This window comes from Acinetobacter sp. YH12155 (genome assembly GCF_013418255.1).
Taxonomy (GTDB): domain Bacteria; phylum Pseudomonadota; class Gammaproteobacteria; order Pseudomonadales; family Moraxellaceae; genus Acinetobacter; species Acinetobacter indicus.
On sequence record NZ_VPCK01000013.1, the window covers coordinates 42,483 to 65,127 of the forward strand.

The following is a 22,645-nucleotide window of genomic DNA, read 5'->3' on the forward strand; positions in this document are numbered from 1 at the left end:
TCAGACCCGTGTAGTGGACTGATCTCAAATAAAGGTTAATCTATGAAACCCGTAATTGCGCTCATTGGTCGTCCGAACGTCGGAAAATCAACGTTGTTTAACCAGATCACCAAGAGTCGTGATGCTCTGGTCGCAGACTTTGCCGGCCTGACGCGTGACCGTAAATATGGTGATGCGACCTATCAGAATAAATCCTTCATCGTGGTCGATACCGGCGGTATTGGCGAATCTGAAGGTGGTATCGATTCTTACATGGCCGAGCAGTCGAAAACCGCCATCCATGAAGCCGATATGATCATCTTCGTGGTCGATGCGCGTGCCGGTCTGCTGGCTTCGGATGAGCAGATTGCCCGTGAACTGCGTACGCTGGGTAAAAAAGTCTTTCTGGTGGCCAACAAGGTCGATGGCGTACATGCAGAAGCCGCGCTGGTTGAATTCTTTAAACTGGGGATGGGCGAGCCAATGCAAGTGGCCGCCAGCCATGGTCGCGGTGTTCAGCAGATGCTGGAAGAAGTACTGCAAGATGTGCCGGAAGATGAAAACCCGGAAGAGCGTGATGAAGACACGGGTCTGCGTCTAGCGATTATTGGTCGTCCAAACGTGGGTAAATCGACGCTGGTGAACCGTTTGCTGGGTGAAGAGCGCGTGGTTGCTTTTGACCAGCCGGGCACAACACGTGACTCGATCTATATTCCGTTTGAGCGTGAAGGGCGTAAATACACCCTGATTGATACTGCCGGTGTACGCCGTAAAGGCAAGGTTGATGAAATGATCGAGAAATTCTCGATTGTAAAAACCTTGCAGGCGATGAAAGATGCCAACGTGGTGGTTGTGGTGGTCGATGCGCGTGAAGGGATTGTCGAGCAGGACCTGCACCTGATTGGTTATGCGCTGGAAGCTGGCCGTGCCATGGTGATTGCGATCAATAAATGGGACAACATGTCTGAATATGATCGCAAGCAGTGTAAGCTGGATGTCGAGCGCCGCTTTGACTTTATTCCTTGGGCGCGTATTCACCTGATTTCAGCGCTGCATGGCACTGGGGTGGGTGATCTTTATCCATCGATTCATCGTGCTTATGAGTCTTCGCGCTTAAAAGTATCACCAGCCAAACTGACTCAGATTCTGAATGATGCAACTGAAGCGCACCATCCGCCAAAAGTGCAGGGTCGTGCCATTAAAATGCGTTATGCACACATGGGAGGCCAGAACCCGCCAACGATTGTAATTCACGGTAACAAGGTTGATAAAACCCCGGCCGATTATCGTCGTTACCTGGAAAACGTGTTCCGTAAGGTCTATAAGCTGGAAGGAACTCCGGTGAAGATTGAATTTAAAACCTCTGAGAACCCGTTTGAAGGACGTAAATCACAGGTGGATGAACGTACTGCTGCGCGTCGTCGTCGTTATGTACAGAAGTTTAAGAAAGCCGAGAAGAAATTTAAACGCGGTTAAGCGGTTTGTCACTTGATACAAAAAAAGCCCGAATCAGATTCGGGCTTTTTTATGGCCATCAGTTTCTAGTCTGGACGCCGTGCCAGCCACATATTGCTATAACGATTCACCCACTGCGGGCTTAGGCGCGACAGGGTAAACAGGAATTTGCTTTTAAATCCGACCGGCTGATGGGTGGCGGTAAATAACGAGTTTTTTCGCGTAACACAACTGAAAATTTCATCGGCCACATCTTCCGCGCTTAAATGTACCCCCATGTTTTGAATGGTGCCGGCATCCATATCTTTGACCATGGCGGTTTGCACAAATAGCGGCATTACATCCAGTACCCGGATACCGTATTTTTGCCATTCTACATCCAGCCCTTCGCTTATACCGCGTACCGCAAATTTACTGGCCGAATACGACACCAGATCGGCCTGTCCATAAATGGCCGAAGCCGACGACAGGTTCACCACCCGGGCAAAAATCGCCTGTTTTAAATAAGGCAGTGCGGCATGACAGCCATTTAGCACCCCATTGACATTAACCTGCATGGTACGCTGATGCGCCTGAATCTCGGTGTCTTCAAAAGCACCCGAATATAAGATACCGGCATTGTTGACTAAAATATTCAGCTCGCCAGCCCAGTCTACAAAACGCGCCAAAGCCGTTTGCCACTGCGCATAATCTGCGACATCCAGCCCGCCGGCTTGCGCATTGGGACCCAGCTGCTGCGCCAGTTGCTCGGCCAGTGCAAAATTTAAATCATAAATTCCGACTTTATAACCCGCCTGATAAAATAAGCGGGCCACTGCTGCACCAATGCCTTGTGCTGCGCCACTAATGAAGATACTGTGCATGTGGCTAACTCCTTGTGTTTTTGTTTTTCAAAGTATTGTTCTGTTGAGAGCATAGCAAATATTTTTGTGTAGATGATGGTTGAAGAAGGTGGAAATCGGCATGGATCAGTTATTGGCAGTGATGAAACAGCTTCGTGAGCAATGTCCGTGGGACCAGAGGCAAACCCCGGAATCGCTGACCAAGTATGCGATTGAAGAAGCCTATGAAGTCGAAGCGGCTGTGCGCAGTGGTCATGCTCAGGACGTCAAAGAGGAACTGGGCGATCTATTGCTGCAAGTGGTGTTTCAGTCGCAAATGTATAGCGAGCAGGGTGCTTTTGATTTTCAGGATGTGGTGCAGGCCATTACCGATAAAATGATTCGCCGTCATCCGCATGTATTTCAGTCCGAGCAGTTTGCGGCCTTAAGCCCTGAAGATGTCAGTGCATTGTGGCAGCAGATCAAACAGCAGGAAAAAGCCGGCAAACCTGCATCGCGCTTATCTGAGGTCAAACATGGCCCGGCCATTCAGCAGGCGCAGCAGTTACAGCACAATGTCGCACAGATTGGCTTTGATTTTCCCGATATCGCTGGCGCAATGCAGAAAGTAGATGAAGAACTGCAGGAGTTGAAACAGGCGGTGGATCGGCAAAATTCCGACGAAATTCTGGATGAGCTGGGCGACTGTTTATTTTCTTTAATTAATGTTGGCCGTAAACTGAATCTGTCCAGCGAAATGGCTTTGCTGAGTACCGTACATAAATTTAGAACCCGCTTTGCTTTCATTGAACAGCAGTTACAACAGCAGCATAAAAATATAGAACAGGTGTCGTTGGCTGAAATGGATCAGTTGTGGGAGCAGGCAAAACAACAATTAAAATGACAGAGTGACCATGACAAGAAGAATAAGATTTCAACACGCTCAAGCTCTAATTCAACTGGCGTTAATGTTCTGCCTGTTTTGTAGTTTTTTCGCGCTGCAAAATGCGCAGGCAGAAAATTATGATGCGCGTTATCTGCGATGGAAGGCTGAACAAGAGGCAATTGATGCGCGTTTAAGCCCGTCGGCTTCTACGAAGACTTCCCAACCCCGTTCAGCTAGCGCAGGCAGCAGTGAAAAAATTAATCTGAATATGGCAACAGCCGCACAATTACAGCAATTATCTGGCGTGGGACAAAAGAAGGCGGAAGCCATTATTGAGTACCGCAATCGGCATGGAAAATTCAAACGGATTGAAGATTTACAGCTGGTCAAAGGGATTGGACCGGCATTATTGGCCAAAAACCGGCACCGGCTGGGTATTTAATCGGGTCTGATCATCGGCCAACACCGCATCAGCCGGGCCCGAGTATTGAGATAATCAAATTGCCCTTTGATTGTGTTAGAGATATGATTAGCGTCATCTAATCTATTTTACGTTCAGACGTAGGAGACAGCGTCTTTTGCAAACTTTGCGCGCGTCAAAATGTGGTTTATCAACCACGCAATTACCTGCTTACATTCTAGATGTTATTGATGCTTTAACCAAAGCTGGCTATGAAGCTTATATCGTTGGTGGTGGTGTTCGTGACCTGATGTTGGGCCTGAATCCGAAGGATTTTGATGCCGTGACCAATGCCACGCCATCTCAGGTCAAAGAGGTGTTCGGACGCCGCTGTCGCATTATCGGACGCCGCTTTGAGCTGGCTCATGTCTATTCTGGACGTGAACTGGTGGAAGTTGCTACCTTCCGTGCACCACCGAAAAGAGCGGTGACCTCTGCTGCGGGCATGATTTTAAGAGACAATAACTGGGGCACGATTGAGCAGGATTTTGCCCGTCGTGATTTCAGTATCAATGCTTTGTATTATCAGCCACGTAAAGGAATTGTGCTGGATTTCTGTCATGCAGTTGATGACATTAAATCCAAAACCTTGCGTCTGCTCGGTGATCCGACCGTCCGTTTTGAAGAAGATCCGGTGCGGATGCTGCGGACCTTACGTTTTGCGGCCAAGCTGAATTTCAATATTGATCCGGCCATTCTGGAGATTTTTACTCCGGAAATGACTCAGTTGCTGCGCGATGTTTCTCCGCACCGTCTGTATGATGAATCGCAAAAACTGTTCACCATGGGGCATTTAAATCGCGTCTTGCCGATGCTGATTGACTTCGGTATCTGGCGTCAGCTTTTTGCCGACATCAAGCCGGACATCACACCCTTTATTGAATTGGCTGCAAAAAATACCGATCAGCGCATTGCGATTGGCAAAACCATCAACCCGGCCTTTTTCTATGCGGTGCTGCTGTGGAAGCCATTTTTAGAGCGCTGTGATTTTTATCTGTCCAAAGGGGTAATTCCGGCAGAAGCACGTGCCCAGGCTGGACTGGATGTGTTGAAACGTCAGGCCACCCGCACGGTGATTCCGCGTTTTGCTGAAACCTTTATTCGTGAAGTCTGGGAAATGCAAACCCGTTTGCTGAATCCAAAACCTCAGCAAATTGCTGCCCTGTCCAACCATGCACGTTTCCGTGCCGGTTTCGACTTTTTGCTGCTGCGTGAAAGATCTGGCGATGCTCAGACTCAAGAGATGGGTACGTGGTGGGATCAGTACCAGACCATGAGCACCGATGAAAAAGAACGTGCCATTGGCCAGTACAACCGTCAGCGGGCCAAGAGCCGTCGCAAAGCTGCACAGGAAGAACATCTGGAGCAGCAGCTGAATGCCGCGCAGACCGCCGAAATTGAACCGCTGGTGAATGAGCCGGAGCCACGCAGCCGCCGTGCCCGTAAAGCCAAACAGCAGGAAGACGCCCGTGCCCAGGTTGCATCAACATCATCAAGCAATGGCTCGGGGATTGGTGCAGACCATCCAATTCTGAAGCGCAAGCGGGTACAACGTGATTTAAGTCAGGTTATTTTCGGGCCAACACAATGAGTAGGGTGACTTATATTGGCCTGGGCAGTAACCTGGGTGATTCACGCCAGATTCTGACCGAAGCTGTACACAAGCTGGCAACGTTGGGTCAGGTCAAAACCTCTAAACTGTATCAAAGTCCGCCGATGGGGCCACAAGACCAGCCGAATTATTTAAATGCGGTGATACAGCTGCGTACAGATTTACCGGCGCTGGAATTGCTGGATCAGCTGCAACGTTTTGAGCAGGAAGCCGGACGGGTGCGTTTACGCCATTGGGGTGAACGCACGCTCGATCTGGATTTACTCCTCTATGGACAGGAGCAGATTCAGCATGAACGTCTGACTGTGCCGCATGTCGGCGTTTTAGAGCGCGATTTCGTGGTGATTCCATTACTGGATTTAGACCCCGAACTGCGTGTGCATACGCAATTATTAAAAGACTTGCCGTTCATTCAACAGCCCGCACTGGATGTGCTGGACCATGAACACTGGGCAAATATTTAAAGTGATTTTTAGCATGTTCTATGCTTTTCCTAGAGGAACATCTCCATGATTAGTCTCAGTGACTTAAGACAATTTAAAGCCGATGGTCGCAAATTCTCCTGCCTGACTTGTTATGATGCGAGTATGGCCAAGGCAATGGAAATTGCTGAAATTGATAGTATTTTAATTGGCGACTCGCTGGGGATGTCGATTCAGGGCCGTGACTCTACCTTGCCGGTGACCGTTGAAGATATGGCCTATCATACGGCAGCAGTGCGTCGTGGCAATCAGCATGCCTTTATCATGACCGATCTGCCATTTATGAGTTATGCCACCTTGAATGATGCACTGCAAAGCTCGAAAACCGTGATGCAGGCCGGTGCGCAAATGGTCAAAATGGAAGGTGGTGCCTGGCTGGCTGAAACCGTAGAAGTGCTGACCCGTAACGGAATTCCAGTGTGTGTGCATTTGGGCCTGACGCCGCAATCGGTACATGTCTTTGGCGGTTATAAACTCCAGGCGCGTACCCGTGAAGCGGCAGACAAGTTGATTGCTGACTGTCAGGCGGTGGTTGATGCTGGTGCTGCGCTGTTATTGCTGGAATGTGTACCTGCACAGCTTGGTCAGGAAATTAGTGTCCTGTTTCCGCATATTCCGGTAATTGGGATTGGTGCCGGTGCAGACACCGATGGTCAGGTGCTGGTGGTGCAAGATATGCTGGGTCTGACGTTTGGCCGCGTTGCCAAATTTGTACGGAACTTTATGAAAGAGCAGTCTGGTGAAACGGCCATTTTAGATGCCTTCAAAGCCTATCATGCTGCGGTACAAGATGGTTCTTTCCCGGCACGTGAACAAACTTTCCAAGTTGAGTTGTAAAACATGAAAACAGAAACCACGATTCAGGGATTGGCAGCCTCATTAAATCCTGCACGTGCAGCGCGTAAAATTATTGGTTTTGTCCCGACCATGGGCAATTTGCATGAAGGCCATCTGAGCCTGGTGCGTGAAGCGCGTCAATTATGTGATGTGGTGGTGGTCAGCATCTTCGTGAACCCGATTCAGTTTGGTCCAAATGAAGACTTTGACAACTATCCACGGACCTTGGAACAAGACAGTCAATTGCTGGCAGAAGCCGGTTGTGACATCGTATTTGCACCTTCTGTCGAGCAAATGTATGGCAAAAACCCGCGTTTAACCAACATCAGTGTGTCTGAAATTACCGAAGACCTGTGTGGTTTGCAGCGTCCGGGACATTTTGATGGTGTCGCGGTGGTGGTGACCAAGCTGTTTAATATTGTGCAGCCGAACTATGCCTTCTTTGGCCAAAAAGATTATCAACAGCTGGCGGTGATCCGTCAGTTTGTACGTGACCTGAATATTCCGCTGGAAGTGATTGGCGTGCCAATTGTCCGGGCAGAGGATGGTCTGGCGCTCAGTTCACGTAACGGTTATTTAAGTGAACAGGAACGTAAAACGGCACCAGTAATTTATCAAAGCCTGAAAAATGCTGAACAGGCACTGCAACAGGGTGAAAAGCTGTCAGAAGTGTTAGCGAATATTAAGGCAGCATTGACGCAGGCCGGCTTTGTTGTGGACTATGTAGAGGCACGTACACCTGAACTGCAAAAAATTGATGAATTTAATCAAGAGATTGTTTTGTTCGTGGCGGCAAAATTGGGAAGCACCCGCTTAATTGATAATATGCAGATCAAACCGACTGCATAGCTCAGCAATGGAAAGGACAGCCTTGTCATGAAGCGTATTTTGATTGTGACCGGACAATCAGGTTCAGGAAAATCCTCGGCATTACAAGTGTTGGAAGATTTGGGTTATTACTGTATTGATAATTTACCTTTGGCATTGCTTCCCGAAATTGTGGATAAACTGGATCAGGAAAATAACTTGGAACAGTTGGCATTGGGGGTAGATGTACGCAGTACCCGTGCCGACTTGCAAGAGTTTGATTTGGTATTTGAGCAACTGCAAAAGCATGGTTCAGTCGATATTATTTATCTGACCACGCAAGATCAGGAATTGATTGCCCGTTTTAGCGCATCACGCCGTCCGCATCCACTCTCTAGCCGTTTTAAAAGCTTGAATGAATGCATTCAGGAAGAAAAAGTCCTGCTTATGCCGATTCAGCTGCGCTCCACGGTGCACATTGATACCACCGACAAGAGTGTGCATGACTTAAAACACACCTTGCTGTCGAAGCTGGGCCAGACCGATAAGCTGATTGTGATTTTGCAATCTTTTGGCTACAAGCATGGTATTCCGCTGGATGCCGACTATGTCTTTGATATCCGGCATTTGCCGAACCCACATTGGGATCTGTCTTTGCGCAAATATTCCGGGCTGGATGAGCCGGTGCAACAGTTTCTGGAACAGCATGAACAGACCAATGAAATGTTCCAGGATATTTATCAGTTTTTAAATAAATGGCTGCCTGCATTTGCAGAAGGGCATCGTCATTATATGACCATCTCTATTGGCTGTACCGGTGGGCAGCACCGATCTGTTTATATGGTGGATAGACTAAAAAAGGCACTTGAGGCACAATGGTCTATTCAAGTCTTACACCGGGAAATGAAGCACTGGTCATGATTGACACAACTGTTGACGTAATTAATAAACTAGGTTTACATGCGCGTGCATCAGGCAAACTGATTGAAGTCACCACGAAATTCCGTTCGTCCATTCAAATTGGCAAAGGTGACAAGTTGGTCGATGCAAAAAATATCATGTCCCTGCTCATGCTCGGCGCAGGTAAGGGCACAACTTTACGTTTAGTGATTGAAGGTGCAGATGAAGAACAAGCTTTATCTGAAATTCAGGCACTTTTTGCAGCAAAATTTTACGAGGCAGATTAATCGTGGCACGTCGACCGCACCGTTTTACCGAAGATGATTTCGAATCTTTAGAAGGACGTGCAAGTAAAACTGAACAGAAAAAAGCCGTACAGCGTATGGCTGCTTTGGGCGAGCAGTTGGCTCAACTGAACCCGAAGCAAATTCAAAAGCTTCCTGTAGATGAGCGTTTAATTGATGCACTCATTGAAGTGCAGAATATCAGTTCGCATGAGGCGCGTCGCCGTCAGTTCCAGCGGATTGGGAAACTGCTGCGCAATGAAGATGAATCGGTGATTCTGTCTTATTTAACCCCGCAGCAGGGTGCCAAAAAAACCGCACAGCTGCAACGCTGGGTCGAGCGGATTATTAAAGATGGTGATCCGGTAATTAATGATTTCTGCAAAACTTATAATGCGGCAGAACGACATACCCTGCGTCAGCATGTGTTGCGCATTCACCGTGATTTGAAAGTGGAAATGCCGGAAGCAGAGCTGGAAGCATCCAAGTTAAAATTATTTAACTATGTGCAGCAAGTGGCGCTGTTATCTGACAATTAAGCTAATCAGACTTCATCTGGTCCGAAGCCATTAAAAACGACTCAATGGAGTCGTTTTTTTATTGCGGTTCATTTTTGGGTGACTGATTTGAAAACGGGCACTATGACCCGCATCAACATCTCAGCTGGCTTTAACCGAACTCGCCGACAGCGCGTTCTTTGGCCCATTCACGTAATACAAACTTCTGTAATTTGCCGGTCGAGGTTTTAGGAATCTCGGTAATCACCACTTCTTTTGGCACTTTAAAGCGCGCCAGATGCTGCTGGCAGAAGGCAATGATTTCATCTTCGGTCACGATTTTACCTTCTTTAATTTCAATAAAGGCGCACGGGACTTCCTGCCAGCGCGGATCCGGTTTGGCCACCACTGCCGCGGTGAGGACCGCAGGGTGCTGGTACAGCACCTCTTCAACCTCCAGCGAGGAAATATTTTCACCGCCGGAAATAATCACATCCTTGGAGCGGTCGGTAATTTTGGCATAGCCATCCGGCTGGCAAACGGCCAGGTCGCCGGTATGGAACCAGCCACCGGCAAAGGCTTCGGCCGTCGCTTCCGGATTTTTTAAATAGCCTTTCATCACGATATTGCCACGGAACATAATTTCGCCCATGGTTTCGCCATCGTTCGGTACCGGTTGCATGGTCTCCGGGTCGAGGACTTTCATGCCATCTTGCAGCGGATACGGCACGCCTTGGCGTGAATGCAATTGCGCCTGTTCCTGAATAGTCAGCTCAGACCAGCCAGCTTGTGATGCACATAGCGCCGATGGGCCATAGGTTTCAGTTAAGCCATAAACATGGGTCACGTTAATGCCCAGATTACGCATCCCTTCAATAATCGCCGCAGGTGGTGCAGCACCGGCCACCATCACTTCTACGCGATGCTCAATTTTGATCTGTTGCTGTTCCGGAGCATTAATCAGCATCGACAGTACAATCGGTGCGCCGCAGAAGTAATCAACTTTATGTTCAGCAATCAGTTTAAAAATCAGCTCAGGATCGACTTTACGTAGGCAGATATTGGTACCGCCATTGGCTGCCATGGTCCAAGCAAAACACCAGCCGTTGCAGTGGAACAGTGGCAAGGTCCATAAATAGGTGGCACGTGGGGTCATACCGCAGGCAATAATATTACTGGCGGCATTGATATAAGCCCCACGATGATGATAGACCACGCCTTTCGGGTTGCCGGTGGTGCCAGAGGTATAGTTCAGGCTAATCGCATCCCATTCATCTTGTGGAAGTGACCATTCAAAATTGGCATCGCCTTCAGCCAGCCAGTCTTCATATTCAATCTGGCCAATCGGGGCAGTAAAGCACTGCTCATACAGCTCATCTTCAACATCAATCACAAAAATCTCTTGTGGCACCAACGCCAGCGCTTCTTTGGCCACGGCAGAAAATTCCGGATCAACCAGTAACACTTTGGATTCGGCATGTTCCAGCATAAAGGCCAGACTTTTGGCATCGAGCCGGGTGTTGAGGGTATTGAGGACGGCGCCTGCCATTGGTACGGCGAAATGTGCTTCCAGCATGGCTGGTACGTTCGGGAGTAGGGTGGACACGGTATCATTCTTGCCGACCCCCAGCTGTTGTAGCTGATGGGCAAACTGGCGGCAGCGTTGATATTTTTCTCGCCAGGTAATGCGGCGTTTACCGTGAATAATGGCGTCCTGATGCGGGTAGATATAAGCAGCGCGTTCAAGGTATCTCAGTGGAGACAAGGCCACGAAATTGGCAGGGGTACGCGGCAATTGATCATATGCGCTAACCATTATTATTACTCCCTAATCATATTTATTGTTTCTCTGGTTTAAAGATATTCATTTCAGTGCAGGCTTGCAGTTATTCTTTAGTCGAGTGAGCGGTATTGCTGCTGAATAGGCACGCTATCACCTGAAATATAAACCTTTTTTGATCCGGTAAAATTGTATAGAGATATTTCTTTTTTATCTGGGTGTAGCTGATGATGGCAGTTGCAGATAGATTGGCCAGATCAGCATATAAAAAGCCACATCATCCGTTTGACCGGTAAATCCGGAAATAAAATTGGCCCATGCAGCACATTTTTTTAAATCGGAAAAAATTAAGCATAAACACGAGGCTTAATTTGAATTTTCTCGGAGAAAAGGTTTAATCACCGCGCCAAGACGTGTAAAATTCTAGTCGATTTTTTTATTTACCACCGTTTTTTATCTTTTGAGGTTCTCCTCGATCATAATCTCGCGGTGACATGCTCCATGGTACGGGGCATCACTCCTTAAGGATTTTCTATGCCAATTATCACTTTGCCGAATGGTGATCAAAAACAATTTGATCAAGCCGTATCTGTGATGGAAGTTGCACAAAGCATCGGCCCGGGTCTTGCCAAAAATACTGTGGCAGGTCGTGTGAACGATCGTTTAGTCGATGCCTGCGATTTAATTACCGAAGATGCCACCTTACAAATCATCACACCGAAAGACGAAGAAGGGGTCGAAATTATTCGTCACTCTTGTGCGCACCTGGTGGGCCATGCGGTAAAACAATTGTTCCCTGAAGCAAAAATGGTGATTGGTCCGGTCATTGAAGAAGGTTTCTACTATGACATCTGGATGCCACGTCCATTTACTTTAGATGACATGGCGGCCATCGAAGAGCGTATGAAAAAGCTCATCGACCAGGACTACGATGTTGTGAAAAAAATGACCCCGCGTGATGAAGTTATTGCTGAATTCACTGCGCGTGGCGAAGAATACAAACTGCGCCTGATTGCAGACATGCCTGAAGAAACTCAAATGGGCCTGTACTACCATCAGGACTATCTGGATATGTGCCGTGGTCCGCACGTACCAAATACCAAATTCTTAAAATCGTTCAAGCTGACCAAAATCTCGGGTGCTTACTGGCGCGGTGATGCCAAGAACGAGCAGCTGCAACGGATTTACGGTACCGCTTGGGCTGACAAAAAACAGCTGGCTGCCTACATCAAACGTATTGAAGAAGCAGAAAAGCGTGACCACCGTAAAATTGGTAAAGCCTTAGACCTGTTCCATATGCAGGAAGAAGCGCCGGGTATGGTGTTCTGGCATCCAAATGGCTGGACCATTTACCAGGTGCTGGAACAGTACATGCGTAAAGTGCAGCAGGACAACGGTTATCAGGAAATCCGTACTCCGCAGGTGGTCGATTTCACCTTATGGGAAAAATCGGGTCATGCCGCGAACTATGCGGAAAACATGTTTACCACGCATTCTGAAAACCGTAACTACGCAGTGAAGCCAATGAACTGCCCATGTCACGTGCAGGTGTTTAACCAGGGCCTAAAGTCGTATCGTGATTTACCAATCCGTCTGGCAGAATTTGGTTCATGTCACCGTAACGAGCCATCGGGTTCATTGCACGGTATTATGCGGGTACGTGGTTTCACTCAAGATGATGCGCATATTTTCTGTACCAAAGAGCAGATTGGCCAAGAGGTTGCTGACTTTATTCAATTAACCTTAGACGTCTACAAAGACTTTGGTTTTGAAGATGTGCAAATGAAGTTATCGACTCGTCCTGAAAAACGTGTCGGTGATGATGCACTGTGGGATCTGGCGGAAAAATCACTGGCCGATGCTTTGGATGCAGCGGGTCTGGCCTGGGAACTACAGCCGGGTGAAGGTGCATTCTATGGTCCGAAAATTGAATTCTCATTGAAAGACTGCTTAGGCCGTGTATGGCAGTGCGGTACCATTCAGTGTGACTTTAACTTGCCAGAACGTTTAGATGCTTCTTATGTGACGGAAGATAACGACCGTGATCAGCCGGTAATGTTACACCGTGCGATTCTTGGGAGTTTTGAGCGTTTTATTGGTATACTTATTGAACACTATGCGGGCTTTATGCCACCTTGGTTATCGCCAACACAAGCCTGTGTAATGAATATTACCGACGCGCAAGCTGAAGCCTGTGGGTCAGTCGTCGAGAAACTGAAAGAAAACGGTATTCGTGCGATTTCTGACTTGAGAAATGAGAAAATCGGCTTTAAGATTCGTGAACGTACTTTAGAGCGTATTCCTTACTTGCTGGTTCTTGGCGACCGTGAAGTAGAGGAAGGTACAGTGAACGTGCGTACCCGCTCAGGAAAAAATTTGGGTACTATGTCAATTGATGCTTTCGTTGACCTAGTAAAAGCAGCCGTTGCCGAACGCGGCCGGTACATTGTGGAGTAAGAAAGATTAAACAGCCTGACCGTAACCAACAACAAGGTGCTAAGAGTAACCGCCCTGCAATTAATGACGAGATCCGTGCAAAAGAAGTACGCCTCGTTGCAGCGGATGGTGAACAAAAAGGAATTGTTTCTTTAGCGGAAGCATTGCGTGCTGCAGAGGATGCAGATCTTGACCTCGTTGAGATTGTGGCAAATGCAGAGCCGCCTGTTTGTAAAATCATGGATTACAACAAGCACTTGTTTGACCTGAAGCAAAAGCAAAAAGATGCCAAGAAAAAGCAGCATCAAGTGCAGGTAAAAGAAATTAAATTGCGCCCAGCAACCGATGTAGGTGACTACAACGTAAAACTGCGTGCAATTATCAAATTCCTTGAAGAAGGAAACAAGGTAAAAATCACTTTACGCTTCCGTGGTCGTGAAATGGCTCACCAACAGTTAGGTTTGGCTCAATTACAAAAAGTTGAAGCTGACGTAGTTGAATATGGTGTAGTTGAACAGGCGCCAAAAATGGAAGGTCGTCAAATGGGTATGCTGCTTGGACCGAAAAAGAAAAAGTAAGCATCTCCGAATCAAAAAAGCACTGCCCAGCAGTGCTTTTTTTGTGACTACAGTTTATGAGGTCACTAATATTTTGACATAATGATCGTTCGGTATGTTGAGCAGCTCAGCATATTTTGCATGATAAAAGCCCGGTGACTTTCGAACAGCTGCGGGTCATCTCTGGTGTTTAATTTTTGTGTGACAACAGTTGCCCTGCACAGGCTTATCTCGTATCTTTAACGGCAGAGCAATAACACATGACAACGACAAGAGCGCAAGGATATACACATGATTGATCTTTATTATTGGGGTACGCCCAATGGTCATAAAATTACGATTGCCTTAGAAGAAATGGCGCTGCCATACCAGATTTTCCCGATTAATATCCTTGAAAACGACCAGTTTCAGCCAGATTTTCTGCGCATTTCTCCCAACAATAAAATTCCGGCTATCGTCGATCAGGATGGACCGAATGGCCAGCCGATTTCGATTTTTGAATCGGGGGCAATCTTGCAATATCTGGGCCGTAAAACCGGTATGTTCTATCCGGTAGATGAGCTCGAGCGGGTAGAGGTGGAGCAGTGGCTGATGTGGCAAATGGGTGGCTTAGGCCCGATGCTGGGGCAGAACCATCACTTTAGCCGCTTTGCACCCGAGCGTATAGCCTATGCCACCGAGCGTTATGTCAATGAAAGCAAACGTCTGTATGGCGTGTTAAACAAGCATCTGATCGGGCAGAAATATGTAGCCGGTGAATATTCAATTGCCGATATGGCGATTTTACCGTGGTTGTTACGCCATGAATGGCAGCAGATTCCGCTAGAAGATTATCCGCATGTGCAGGATTATATTGAGCGTTTAACCGCCCGTCCGGCAGTACAACGCGCCCTGGCGATTCAGGTTTAAATAATCATCATAAAATTACCTAAAGCATCTTCGGGTGCTTTTTTTGTGATTTCAGTTAAGATGGGCAGAACCTGTTAACTGCATCTGTTATGGCTTATCTGCTGTTATTTCTGTCGGCCTTTGGGGCGGCTACCTTATTGCCGTTGCAATCTGAAGCGGTATTACTGGGCCTGCTCATTCAAGAGCAACATTCGGTGATGGCTTTAATAGCCATCGCCAGTCTGGGCAATATTCTGGGCAGCTGTGTGAACTGGTGGTTAGGACTCAAGATCGAGCAGTATAAAGACAAGCGCTGGTTTCCGGTGTCTGAACCCAAGCTGCAGCAGGCACAGCAGATTTATCGGAAATATGGCTTCTGGTCCTTACTGCTGAGCTGGGTGCCGGTGATTGGTGATCCAATCACCCTAATTGCCGGTTTAATGAAAGAAAACTTCGCCCGATTTCTGCTGATGGTGAGTGTAGCCAAAATCGGGCGTTATCTGTTTATTTATCTGGCTTATGCCATGTTCTAGTTTAGCCCTCACATTCTGCTGGCTGAAAACGGACTTCATCTTTCAGGCTGGATTTTTTATAGATCCAGAATTTGCGTGGTACATCGACCTGTGCACCTTGCAGCGCCTGAATCAGTTTCTGGTCCAGCGCATAACGGCCGGAGCCTTGCTGAATTTTAACCTTGTGGATGTTGCCGTATTTATCGGCTTTCATTTTGAACTGAATCCGGCGGGCATGGCCATTTAACTCATCTTCGGTGACGTTCAGTTGAGGCTGGCTGCGATATTGAAACGCGCTTTTTGCGCCGGCTTGCTGCGCTTGCCAGACAGTCGAGTCAAAGCTGTAGTGGCAGTCCTGAGCAGTATCTTTTAAATCCAGATGAAAGACCTGATAACCAATCACTGGAACCGGGGTATCATCGACCAGATGTGGTTTGATTTTGGCCTGTTTTACCGCCTGGCTAATCAGCTGATCTAAAGATTTTAGCCCGGTACTTTCCTGTACCGTGACTTTGTTGATTTGCCCCGATTCATCGGCATGAATCCGTAAAATGGCCGCGCGGTTTTGCTGCTTTAAATCGGCATTGCTATAACGCAGCTGCGGAAACTCGGTCCATTGAATACGCGTGGTCAGATGGGCAGCCAACGCCGAGGTTTTTTGTACTTGCAGTTGTTCGGCAGGGGCAGCAATGGCAAGCGTGGCACTAAGCGGCAGTGCCAGACACAGACTCAGGCAAATGGTTTTTTTCATGAGGATTAGCTTGTTGTTGGGCAAAAGAAGGAACGCTGCGCAGTATTTCCTGAATCGGGCTTCAGTACAAGTCTTCCGCTATAAAAATAAGATGTTCCATCTTCATGTTTTGGCTGTTCAATAAAAAGGAGAGATCCTGCTAATCTCAAAGACCTCATCTGCCGATAGAAGACGAGCAACTTTTGCAATATCTGCTTTTGTTTTAGGCAAAGATGCTTTAGAATACGTGCTCCCTTACCTGCAGGTCGTTTGTAATGGTGCAAATGAGCCGAACAGGTACTTAAAAGAGGTTGTTATGGCTAAGTTAAAAACTCGCCGTGGTGCAGCTAAACGTTTCAAAGCGACTGCTAACGGTTTCAAGCGTAAACAAGCGTTCAAACGCCACATTTTGACCAAAAAATCTGCTAAACGTATCCGTCAATTGCGCGGCTGTGTAATGGTTCACGTGAGTGACGTTGCTTCAGTTCGTCGTATGTGCCCATACATCTAAGGAGATTTATAAATGGCTCGTGTAAAACGTGGTGTACAGGCTCATCGCCGTCATAAAAAAATTCTTGCTCGTGCTAAAGGTTACTATGGTGCTCGTTCACGCGTATATCGCGTAGCGTTCCAAGCGGTAATCAAAGCAGGTCAATACGCTTACCGTGACCGTCGTCAGAAGAAACGTCAATTCCGTGCTCTATGGATTGCGCGTATCAATGCTGGTGCTCGTCAAAACGGCTTGTCTTACAGCCGTATGATTGCTGGTTTGAAGAAAGCTCAAGTGATCATCGACCGTCGCGTACTTGCTGACATCGCTATGCATGACGCAGTTGCATTTGCTGCTTTAGCTGAAAAAGCGAAAGGTGCATTGGCTGCCTAAGTCCTCGTGACTTAAAAGAAGACCGCTTTATGCGGTCTTTTTTATTGCGCAGAATCAGGGTCTGAATGATAGAGTAGGGAAATTGTATGCAGCGAATTAATGTGGTTGGTACTTCGGCTACAGGCAAGTCGACCTTTGCCCGGGCGCTGGCAGAAAAGCTGGGACTGGCCTATATCGAGCTGGATAATCTGTTCTGGTTAGATGACTGGCAGCAAAGTGCTGATACAGATTTTTTTGCCAAAATTCAGGCAGCCATTGAGCAGGCACCCAATGGCTATGTGATTGATGGCAACTATACTCGCACCATTCCCATTAAATGGGCGCAGGCCGATACCATCATCTGGCTGGATTTACCGTTTCATAGCAATTTACTGCGTTCTGTACAACGCGCCGTGCAGCGCGCGGTTTCACAGCAAACCCTCTGGCCTAATTCCAATAATCGGGAAACGATCAGACAGCTGTTTAGCCGCGATTCGATTGTCTGGTGGATGATTAAAACCCATCAGAAAAATCGCCGGCATTATCTGCAGCTGATGCAATCTCCCGAATATGCCCATCTGCACTGGATTCGGCTGACCTCGGTCGCTGAGGTTGAACGGTTTCTGAATCGCGTTTAAAGTCCGAAATAATAGGCCAATAAACAAATTACCACAGTAATAAGAATCAGCTTGATGACTCCAGTCGCACCAACTTTATGATGAGACGGGGCTTTGGCTGAATGCGCTGCTTGCGCATGGGTAGCCTTGTTGTCAGATGCGAACGGTTCCAGCGGATTCGGCTGTGCGACAGGCGTCAGCTGGGCGCTTTGGTAATGGTTGGCCACCTTGACAATAAATTTGGCGCTTAAATCATCCAGCTTCTGGGCAAAATGGCGCAGGTCAAGCTGCTCTTCCGGACTCAGCACTTCATTATCTGCATTATAGGGATGCTGGATTTTCTGTTGAATATCATCTTTTAGCGCTTCTAAACGGTACAGCATGCGATGTGCATAATCGGCCTGATAGTGAGTCGGTAATAAAGACAGCTGATGCGGATCAGGTGTATCTGCCGTAAGCGGAATGCCGTAATAGGGTAAATTCTGCTGTTCAGGTGGCTGAAAGTCGGCCGCCAGTGTATGGGAAAACAGCTCCTGCTCGGTAAACAGATGAATTTCATCCCAGTGAGCGGGTTCTAGATCGGCCTCTACCTTTTTGGCCAGCTTACTATTGAGTTCATAACGCCAGAACGTTTCCTGGCGCAGTTCAATCCGCTGTGCCGGTGGAAATTCATAATCATTGTCGGCGTTATACCATTCCGGCAATTCCTTGCCACAAATCCAGGCAAATTTTTTATGTGCTTCATGGCTGACAATAAAATGCGGGTAGGGTAGTAACTCGACATTGGCATTGGGATTTTTTTCATCGACCAGCAGACTGGCATTGTGCAGACTCAGTCGGGTTGTACCCTGGCGTTTTAAGCCTTCCAGCCAGATTTCAAAATGCTGGGCCAGCAGATGCTGGGAATTTAAATCACGAAACCAGAACATGTGCTGATTAAAAATGGGATGCGCACGCCAGCGACTGAAACTCAAATCCTGGCTCAGATATTCATTGCCATAGGTGACCAGGGTCAGTTGCTGTTTCCAAATTTGATCGAGCGCCATAGTGTTTGATCTCATTGATATTTTGATTATCTTATACTTTTTCCAAATTGCGATGCCAATCTAATTTTCCTGCAATGCAACTTCATTCTACTGTCCAAAAACTGTTAGAATGTGGGGTTTTTAATTATATTCAAAATTTGTTGCTTTGAGAGTTACTATGTCACTGGAAGCCCTGACCACTGAAGCGCTCGCTGCCATTGCAGCAGCAGACGACCTTGCTACACTCGATCAAGTACGGGTGCAATTTACGGGGAAGAAAAGCCAGCTCGCGGAACAATCTAAGTCACTTGGTAAAATGGATCCTGAACAGCGTAAAGCGTTTGGTGCGCAAATCCATGCGGTGCGTGAAGCCATTAATACTGCATTAACCGAGCGTCAGGCAGCATTACAGCAAGCGGCATTAGAACAAAAACTTGCCAGCGAAACGGTGGATATTACTTTACCAGGCCGTGGTCAGACCATTGGCTCCATTCACCCGGTAACTCAGGTGCAAGAGCGTATTTGCCAGTTCTTTACCAAAGCTGGCTTTACTGTGGCTACTGGCCCAGAAGTTGAAGATGATTATCACAACTTTGAAGCGCTGAATATTCCAGGCCATCACCCGGCCCGTGCCATGCACGACACGTTCTATTTTGATGCGACTCATTTGCTGCGTACCCATACCTCTGGTGTACAGATTCGGACTATGGAAACCCAGCAGCCGCCAATCCGTATTGTCTGCCCGGGCCGTGTTTATCGCTGTGACTCCGACCAGACGCATTCACCAATGTTCCACCAAATTGAAGGTTTGTACGTGGCGGAAAACACCAGCTTTGCTGAACTGAAAGGTTTACTGGTGAACTTGCTGAACGAATTCTTTGAAAAAGATTTGAAAGTCCGTTTCCGTCCGTCGTATTTCCCGTTCACCGAGCCAAGTGCTGAAGTGGATATTATGGATGAGCGCGGTAAATGGTTAGAAGTGCTGGGCTGCGGTATGGTGCATCCAAATGTATTACGCGCGGCAGGTATTGATCCGGACAAATATAAAGGCTTTGCTTTTGGTCTGGGCGTAGAGCGTTTTGCAATGTTGCGTTATGGCATTAACGACCTACGTATGTTCTACCAGAATGATGTGCGTTTCTTACGCCAGTTTGCTTAAAACAAATTTATACCTCTCCCTAACCTCTCCTAAAAGGAGAGGGGTTGTCCATCGGTGACATAGGGTTCTCCCCCTTTTTTAAAGGGGGAGTTAGAGGGGGATTTTAGAGATTTGAATTACAGGTTTTATATTAATGAAAATTAGCGAAAATTGGCTACGCACGTGGGTCAACCCAGCCATCGATAGCGAAAAACTTTCTGACCAGTTAACCATGCTGGGTTTGGAAGTTGATGATTTATCTCCAGCTGCAAAACCATTTACTGGTGTAGTGGTTGGTGAAGTGCTGACGGTTGAACAACATCCAGATGCAGACCGTTTACGTGTAACGACGGTGAACATTGGTTCCGGTGAGCCTTTACAAATCGTCTGCGGCGCGCCAAACGTACGAGCAGGTATGAAAGCACCTGTGGCAACTATTGGTGCAGTATTACCAGGCGATTTTAAAATCAAGAAAGGCAAACTGCGTGGTGTGGAATCACAAGGCATGCTCTGCGGTGCATCTGAAATTGACTTAGAAGATAAAATCGACGGTCTATTAGAACTTCCTGTGGATGCACCGGTCGGTGTCAACATCCGTGAATATCTGGACCTAGATGACAACGTGATTGACATCAGCATCACGCCAAACCGTGGTGATTGTTTCAGTATTCGTGGGATCGCACGTGAAATTGGGGTGATTAACCAACTGCCTGTGACTGCGCCTGAAATTAAAGAAATGGCTGCAAGCATTTCTGATGAAAAGAAAGTGGTTGTATCTACTGAAGGCTGTCCACGTTATTTAGGTCGTGTGATCAAGAACGTGAATACCAAAGCCGCGACGCCTGAATGGATGGAGCGCGCATTGGCACGTTCGGGTATCCGTCAGCACAGCATTCTGGTTGATATTACCAACTATGTCTTGATGGAACTGGGTCAACCACTCCATGCCTTTGATGGTGCAAAAGTGCAAGGTGCTGTACAGGTGCGTCAGGCGACTGGGGGCGAAAAACTTGTTCTATTGAATGAACAAGAAGTAGAACTGCAAGACGATGTCATGGTGATTGCCGATGATGAAAAAGCTCTGGCGATTGCCGGTATCATGGGTGGTCTGTCTTCATCGGTTACCGATGAAACCACTGAAATCTTCCTGGAATCTGCTTTCTTTGCACCGCTGCATATTGCCGGTCGTGCGCGCCGTTTTGGCCTGCATACCGATGCCTCTCAGCGTTATGAGCGTGGTGTGGATTTTGAACTGCCATTGATCGCCATGCACCGTGCCTCTCAGTTAATTTCTGAGCTTGCAGGCGGTGAGTTCGGTCCAATTACGGTGGCAGAAAATGCAGCAGTATTGCCAACACGTGACGCGATTGAACTGGAACAGGCACAGGTCGATCAGCTGCTGGGTTATAGCGTAGATTCAGACTTTATTACCGATGCTTTAACACGCTTGGGCTGTGAAGTAACAGTAAAAGCGCAAGGCCAATGGTCTGTGGTACCGCCATCGCATCGTTATGACATGGCCATTTACCAGGACCTGATTGAAGAAGTCGCGCGTATTCACGGTTATGACAATATTCAAATCAGCCTGCCGGTGATTGACACCAAACTGGCGAAGTATCAGGATCAGTTTGAAGTGGCACAGCTGCGTCAAACCCTGGTGACTTTGGGCTATCAGGAAGCAATCAGCTTTAGCTTTGCTGACCTGAAACTGGAAAAACAGCTAAATGCAGCGGTCAACCCACTGGCATTGGCGAACCCGATTTCAAGCGATCTGGCGGTGATGCGTTCAAGCTTGCTGTCGAGCCTGATTCCTTGCGTACAGTACAATATTAACCGTCAGCAAAGCCGTGTGCGTTTCTTTGAACTGGGTTTACGTTTTGATTATCAGGACGCAGCCTCAATTCATGACCTGAAACAGATTCCAACCCTGGCAATGATTGCTGTGGGCGCTAAAACAGCAGAATCATGGCATGGCAAGCCACAAGCCATGGACTTCTTTGACCTGAAAGGTGAAGTTGAAGAGTTGCTGGCAGCAGGTCGTGTACAGGTCGAATATGTACGCTCAGAGCGTAGCTGGTTGCATCCAGGCCAATCTGCAGAGATTCTGGTCAATGGTCAGTCAATTGGTTATTTGGGCCGTTTGCATCCATCTCTGGAAAATGAACTGGATTTGGGCACCACTTGGGTGGCGGAACTGGATCAGCAGGCTGTTTTGCAAACTTATGTATCTAATTTTACAGAATTATCACGTTTTCCGTCGGTAAGACGTGATATTGCGCTTTTAATTAGTGATAAGATTAATGTTAGCGAAATTCAGCAACTTATCGAACAAACGGGCGGCGAGCTTCTGCATTCAACCTGGTTATTCGATGTGTACACTGGTCAAGGTGTTGAAGCGGGTAAACGCTCATTGGCATTTGCACTGTTATGGCAACATCCGACACGTACGCTTGAAGATGCTGAAATTAAATCAGGTATGGACAATATCCTAAAAGTGTTAGAAAACACTTATCAAGCGACATTGAGGGCTTCATGACAGCATTAACAAAAGCAGAAATGGCTGATCATTTAAGTGAGCTCACGAGTTTAAACCGTCGTGAAGCGAAACAAATGGTCGAGTTATTCTTCGATGAGATTAGCCAGGCGCTAATCTCTGGGGAGCAGGTGAAACTTTCAGGTTTTGGTAACTTCGAGTTGCGTGATAAACGTCAACGTCCAGGCCGAAATCCGAAGACGGGTGAAGAAATTCCGATTTCTGCACGCCGGGTGGTAACCTTCCGTGCCGGACAGAAGTTCCGCCAACGTGTTGGAAATGAGCAGATCGATTGATCTGCTTTTTTATGCCGCTAAAAAAGTAAGGGCTGAGGTTCTAACGGCAGGTATTACCGTGTTCCTTGTATGTGATGATGAGATGTTGTAAGAAATATTCAGACAATAAAAAAGAGAGCCAAAAGGCCACTGCTGTCCCATAGTTTGCTTTAAATAAAAAAACCTGAGTCCTAACAGTTAAAATATGAGTGCAAACAAACACTTTAACGACCAGGATTCAGGTTTTGTCACATCAGAATACCGTATTTCAT

Annotated in this window: 24 protein-coding genes; 20 read left to right on the forward strand and 4 right to left on the reverse strand. The window is 47.3% G+C overall.

Annotated features, from left to right (window positions below; all coding sequences use genetic code 11):
- Window positions 1-42 precede the first annotated feature (42 nt).
- Window positions 43-1,455, forward strand: a complete 1,413-nt coding sequence (gene der / locus FTU86_RS09705) for a ribosome biogenesis GTPase Der (protein ID WP_005182406.1) — start codon at window positions 43-45, stop codon at window positions 1,453-1,455.
- A gap of 65 nt (window positions 1,456-1,520) precedes the next feature.
- Here der and FTU86_RS09710 read toward each other — a convergent pair whose 3' ends face one another.
- Window positions 1,521-2,297: an SDR family oxidoreductase gene (locus FTU86_RS09710; protein WP_160241608.1), complete on the reverse strand. Its 777-nt coding sequence runs from the start codon at window positions 2,295-2,297 to the stop codon at window positions 1,521-1,523.
- A 100-nt stretch (window positions 2,298-2,397) separates the two neighbouring features.
- Between FTU86_RS09710 and mazG the strand changes: the two genes are divergently transcribed.
- The 9 genes from mazG to yjgA all read left to right on the forward strand — a co-directional run bounded on the left by mazG (window position 2,398) and on the right by yjgA (window position 9,062).
- The gene (gene mazG / locus FTU86_RS09715) at window positions 2,398-3,159 is read left to right on the forward strand and encodes a nucleoside triphosphate pyrophosphohydrolase (protein WP_160241607.1); all 762 of its coding nucleotides are present in this window, start codon (window positions 2,398-2,400) and stop codon (window positions 3,157-3,159) included.
- A 10-nt stretch (window positions 3,160-3,169) separates the two neighbouring features.
- Window positions 3,170-3,583 (forward strand): ComEA family DNA-binding protein, encoded by a 414-nt coding sequence (locus FTU86_RS09720; RefSeq protein WP_160241606.1) that lies wholly within the window; start codon window positions 3,170-3,172, stop codon window positions 3,581-3,583.
- Between the two features lie 136 nt (window positions 3,584-3,719).
- Window positions 3,720-5,192 carry a polynucleotide adenylyltransferase PcnB gene (gene pcnB / locus FTU86_RS09725; protein WP_005182410.1) on the forward strand — a complete coding sequence of 491 codons (1,473 nt, stop codon included), beginning with the start codon at window positions 3,720-3,722 and terminating at the stop codon, window positions 5,190-5,192.
- Window positions 5,189-5,677 carry a 2-amino-4-hydroxy-6-hydroxymethyldihydropteridine diphosphokinase gene (folK, locus tag FTU86_RS09730; RefSeq protein WP_160241605.1) on the forward strand — a complete coding sequence of 163 codons (489 nt, stop codon included), beginning with the start codon at window positions 5,189-5,191 and terminating at the stop codon, window positions 5,675-5,677. The genes pcnB and folK overlap by 4 nt, the downstream gene beginning before the upstream one ends.
- A gap of 45 nt (window positions 5,678-5,722) precedes the next feature.
- On the forward strand, window positions 5,723-6,532 hold the full coding sequence (gene panB / locus FTU86_RS09735; RefSeq protein WP_160241604.1) for a 3-methyl-2-oxobutanoate hydroxymethyltransferase: 810 nt from the start codon (window positions 5,723-5,725) through the stop codon (window positions 6,530-6,532).
- Window positions 6,533-6,535: 3 nt separating this feature from the next.
- Window positions 6,536-7,381: a pantoate--beta-alanine ligase gene (panC, locus tag FTU86_RS09740; protein WP_005182413.1), complete on the forward strand. Its 846-nt coding sequence runs from the start codon at window positions 6,536-6,538 to the stop codon at window positions 7,379-7,381.
- A gap of 27 nt (window positions 7,382-7,408) precedes the next feature.
- A complete protein-coding gene (gene rapZ, locus FTU86_RS09745; RefSeq protein ID WP_160241603.1) occupies window positions 7,409-8,260 on the forward strand; it encodes an RNase adapter RapZ in 852 nt (283 codons plus the stop codon).
- A complete protein-coding gene (locus FTU86_RS09750; protein ID WP_034598158.1) occupies window positions 8,257-8,526 on the forward strand; it encodes an HPr family phosphocarrier protein in 270 nt (89 codons plus the stop codon). Before rapZ ends, FTU86_RS09750 begins: the two co-directional genes overlap by 4 nt.
- A 2-nt stretch (window positions 8,527-8,528) precedes the next feature.
- On the forward strand, window positions 8,529-9,062 hold the full coding sequence (yjgA, locus tag FTU86_RS09755; protein WP_005182421.1) for a ribosome biogenesis factor YjgA: 534 nt from the start codon (window positions 8,529-8,531) through the stop codon (window positions 9,060-9,062).
- Between the two features lie 130 nt (window positions 9,063-9,192).
- On the opposite strand, the gene FTU86_RS09760 is transcribed toward yjgA, so the two are convergent.
- The gene (locus FTU86_RS09760; protein WP_160241602.1) at window positions 9,193-10,836 is read right to left on the reverse strand and encodes an acyl-CoA synthetase; all 1,644 of its coding nucleotides are present in this window, start codon (window positions 10,834-10,836) and stop codon (window positions 9,193-9,195) included.
- Window positions 10,837-11,334: 498 nt separating this feature from the next.
- Between FTU86_RS09760 and thrS the strand changes: the two genes are divergently transcribed.
- The 4 genes from thrS to FTU86_RS09780 all read left to right on the forward strand — a co-directional run bounded on the left by thrS (window position 11,335) and on the right by FTU86_RS09780 (window position 15,214).
- The gene (gene thrS / locus FTU86_RS09765; protein ID WP_016659522.1) at window positions 11,335-13,257 is read left to right on the forward strand and encodes a threonine--tRNA ligase; all 1,923 of its coding nucleotides are present in this window, start codon (window positions 11,335-11,337) and stop codon (window positions 13,255-13,257) included.
- 5 nt (window positions 13,258-13,262) lie between these two features.
- Window positions 13,263-13,814, forward strand: coding sequence for a translation initiation factor IF-3 (gene infC, locus FTU86_RS09770; RefSeq protein WP_160241813.1), 552 nt, complete (start codon window positions 13,263-13,265; stop codon window positions 13,812-13,814).
- Between the two features lie 270 nt (window positions 13,815-14,084).
- Window positions 14,085-14,702, forward strand: a complete 618-nt coding sequence (locus FTU86_RS09775; RefSeq protein WP_180036865.1) for a glutathione S-transferase N-terminal domain-containing protein — start codon at window positions 14,085-14,087, stop codon at window positions 14,700-14,702.
- Window positions 14,703-14,791: 89 nt separating this feature from the next.
- Window positions 14,792-15,214, forward strand: a complete 423-nt coding sequence (locus tag FTU86_RS09780; RefSeq protein ID WP_005182435.1) for a YqaA family protein — start codon at window positions 14,792-14,794, stop codon at window positions 15,212-15,214.
- 1 nt (window position 15,215) lies between these two features.
- On the opposite strand, the gene FTU86_RS09785 is transcribed toward FTU86_RS09780, so the two are convergent.
- Window positions 15,216-15,944 carry an energy transducer TonB gene (locus tag FTU86_RS09785; protein WP_160243523.1) on the reverse strand — a complete coding sequence of 243 codons (729 nt, stop codon included), beginning with the start codon at window positions 15,942-15,944 and terminating at the stop codon, window positions 15,216-15,218.
- Window positions 15,945-16,239: 295 nt separating this feature from the next.
- Here FTU86_RS09785 and rpmI point away from each other — a divergent pair, with 295 nt between their 5' ends.
- The 3 genes from rpmI (at window position 16,240) to FTU86_RS09800 (ending at window position 17,423) form a co-directional block, all read left to right on the forward strand.
- Window positions 16,240-16,434: a 50S ribosomal protein L35 gene (gene rpmI, locus FTU86_RS09790; RefSeq protein WP_001096359.1), complete on the forward strand. Its 195-nt coding sequence runs from the start codon at window positions 16,240-16,242 to the stop codon at window positions 16,432-16,434.
- 12 nt (window positions 16,435-16,446) lie between these two features.
- Window positions 16,447-16,806: a 50S ribosomal protein L20 gene (gene rplT / locus FTU86_RS09795; protein ID WP_005182440.1), complete on the forward strand. Its 360-nt coding sequence runs from the start codon at window positions 16,447-16,449 to the stop codon at window positions 16,804-16,806.
- Between the two features lie 86 nt (window positions 16,807-16,892).
- Entirely contained in the window at window positions 16,893-17,423 is a 531-nt protein-coding gene (locus FTU86_RS09800; RefSeq protein WP_163146106.1) for an AAA family ATPase, read from the forward strand.
- Here the strand turns inward: FTU86_RS09800 and FTU86_RS09805 are convergent.
- Window positions 17,420-18,448 carry a hypothetical protein gene (locus tag FTU86_RS09805; RefSeq protein ID WP_168381923.1) on the reverse strand — a complete coding sequence of 343 codons (1,029 nt, stop codon included), beginning with the start codon at window positions 18,446-18,448 and terminating at the stop codon, window positions 17,420-17,422. The genes FTU86_RS09800 and FTU86_RS09805 overlap by 4 nt on opposite strands.
- A 157-nt stretch (window positions 18,449-18,605) precedes the next feature.
- Here FTU86_RS09805 and pheS point away from each other — a divergent pair, with 157 nt between their 5' ends.
- The 3 genes from pheS (at window position 18,606) to FTU86_RS09820 (ending at window position 22,394) form a co-directional block, all read left to right on the forward strand.
- Window positions 18,606-19,586, forward strand: coding sequence for a phenylalanine--tRNA ligase subunit alpha (gene pheS, locus FTU86_RS09810; RefSeq protein ID WP_016659518.1), 981 nt, complete (start codon window positions 18,606-18,608; stop codon window positions 19,584-19,586).
- Window positions 19,587-19,719: 133 nt separating this feature from the next.
- Window positions 19,720-22,101 (forward strand): phenylalanine--tRNA ligase subunit beta, encoded by a 2,382-nt coding sequence (gene pheT / locus FTU86_RS09815; RefSeq protein WP_180036864.1) that lies wholly within the window; start codon window positions 19,720-19,722, stop codon window positions 22,099-22,101.
- Window positions 22,098-22,394, forward strand: coding sequence for an integration host factor subunit alpha (locus FTU86_RS09820; protein WP_004649746.1), 297 nt, complete (start codon window positions 22,098-22,100; stop codon window positions 22,392-22,394). Before pheT ends, FTU86_RS09820 begins: the two co-directional genes overlap by 4 nt.
- Window positions 22,395-22,645: the final 251 nt, after the last annotated feature.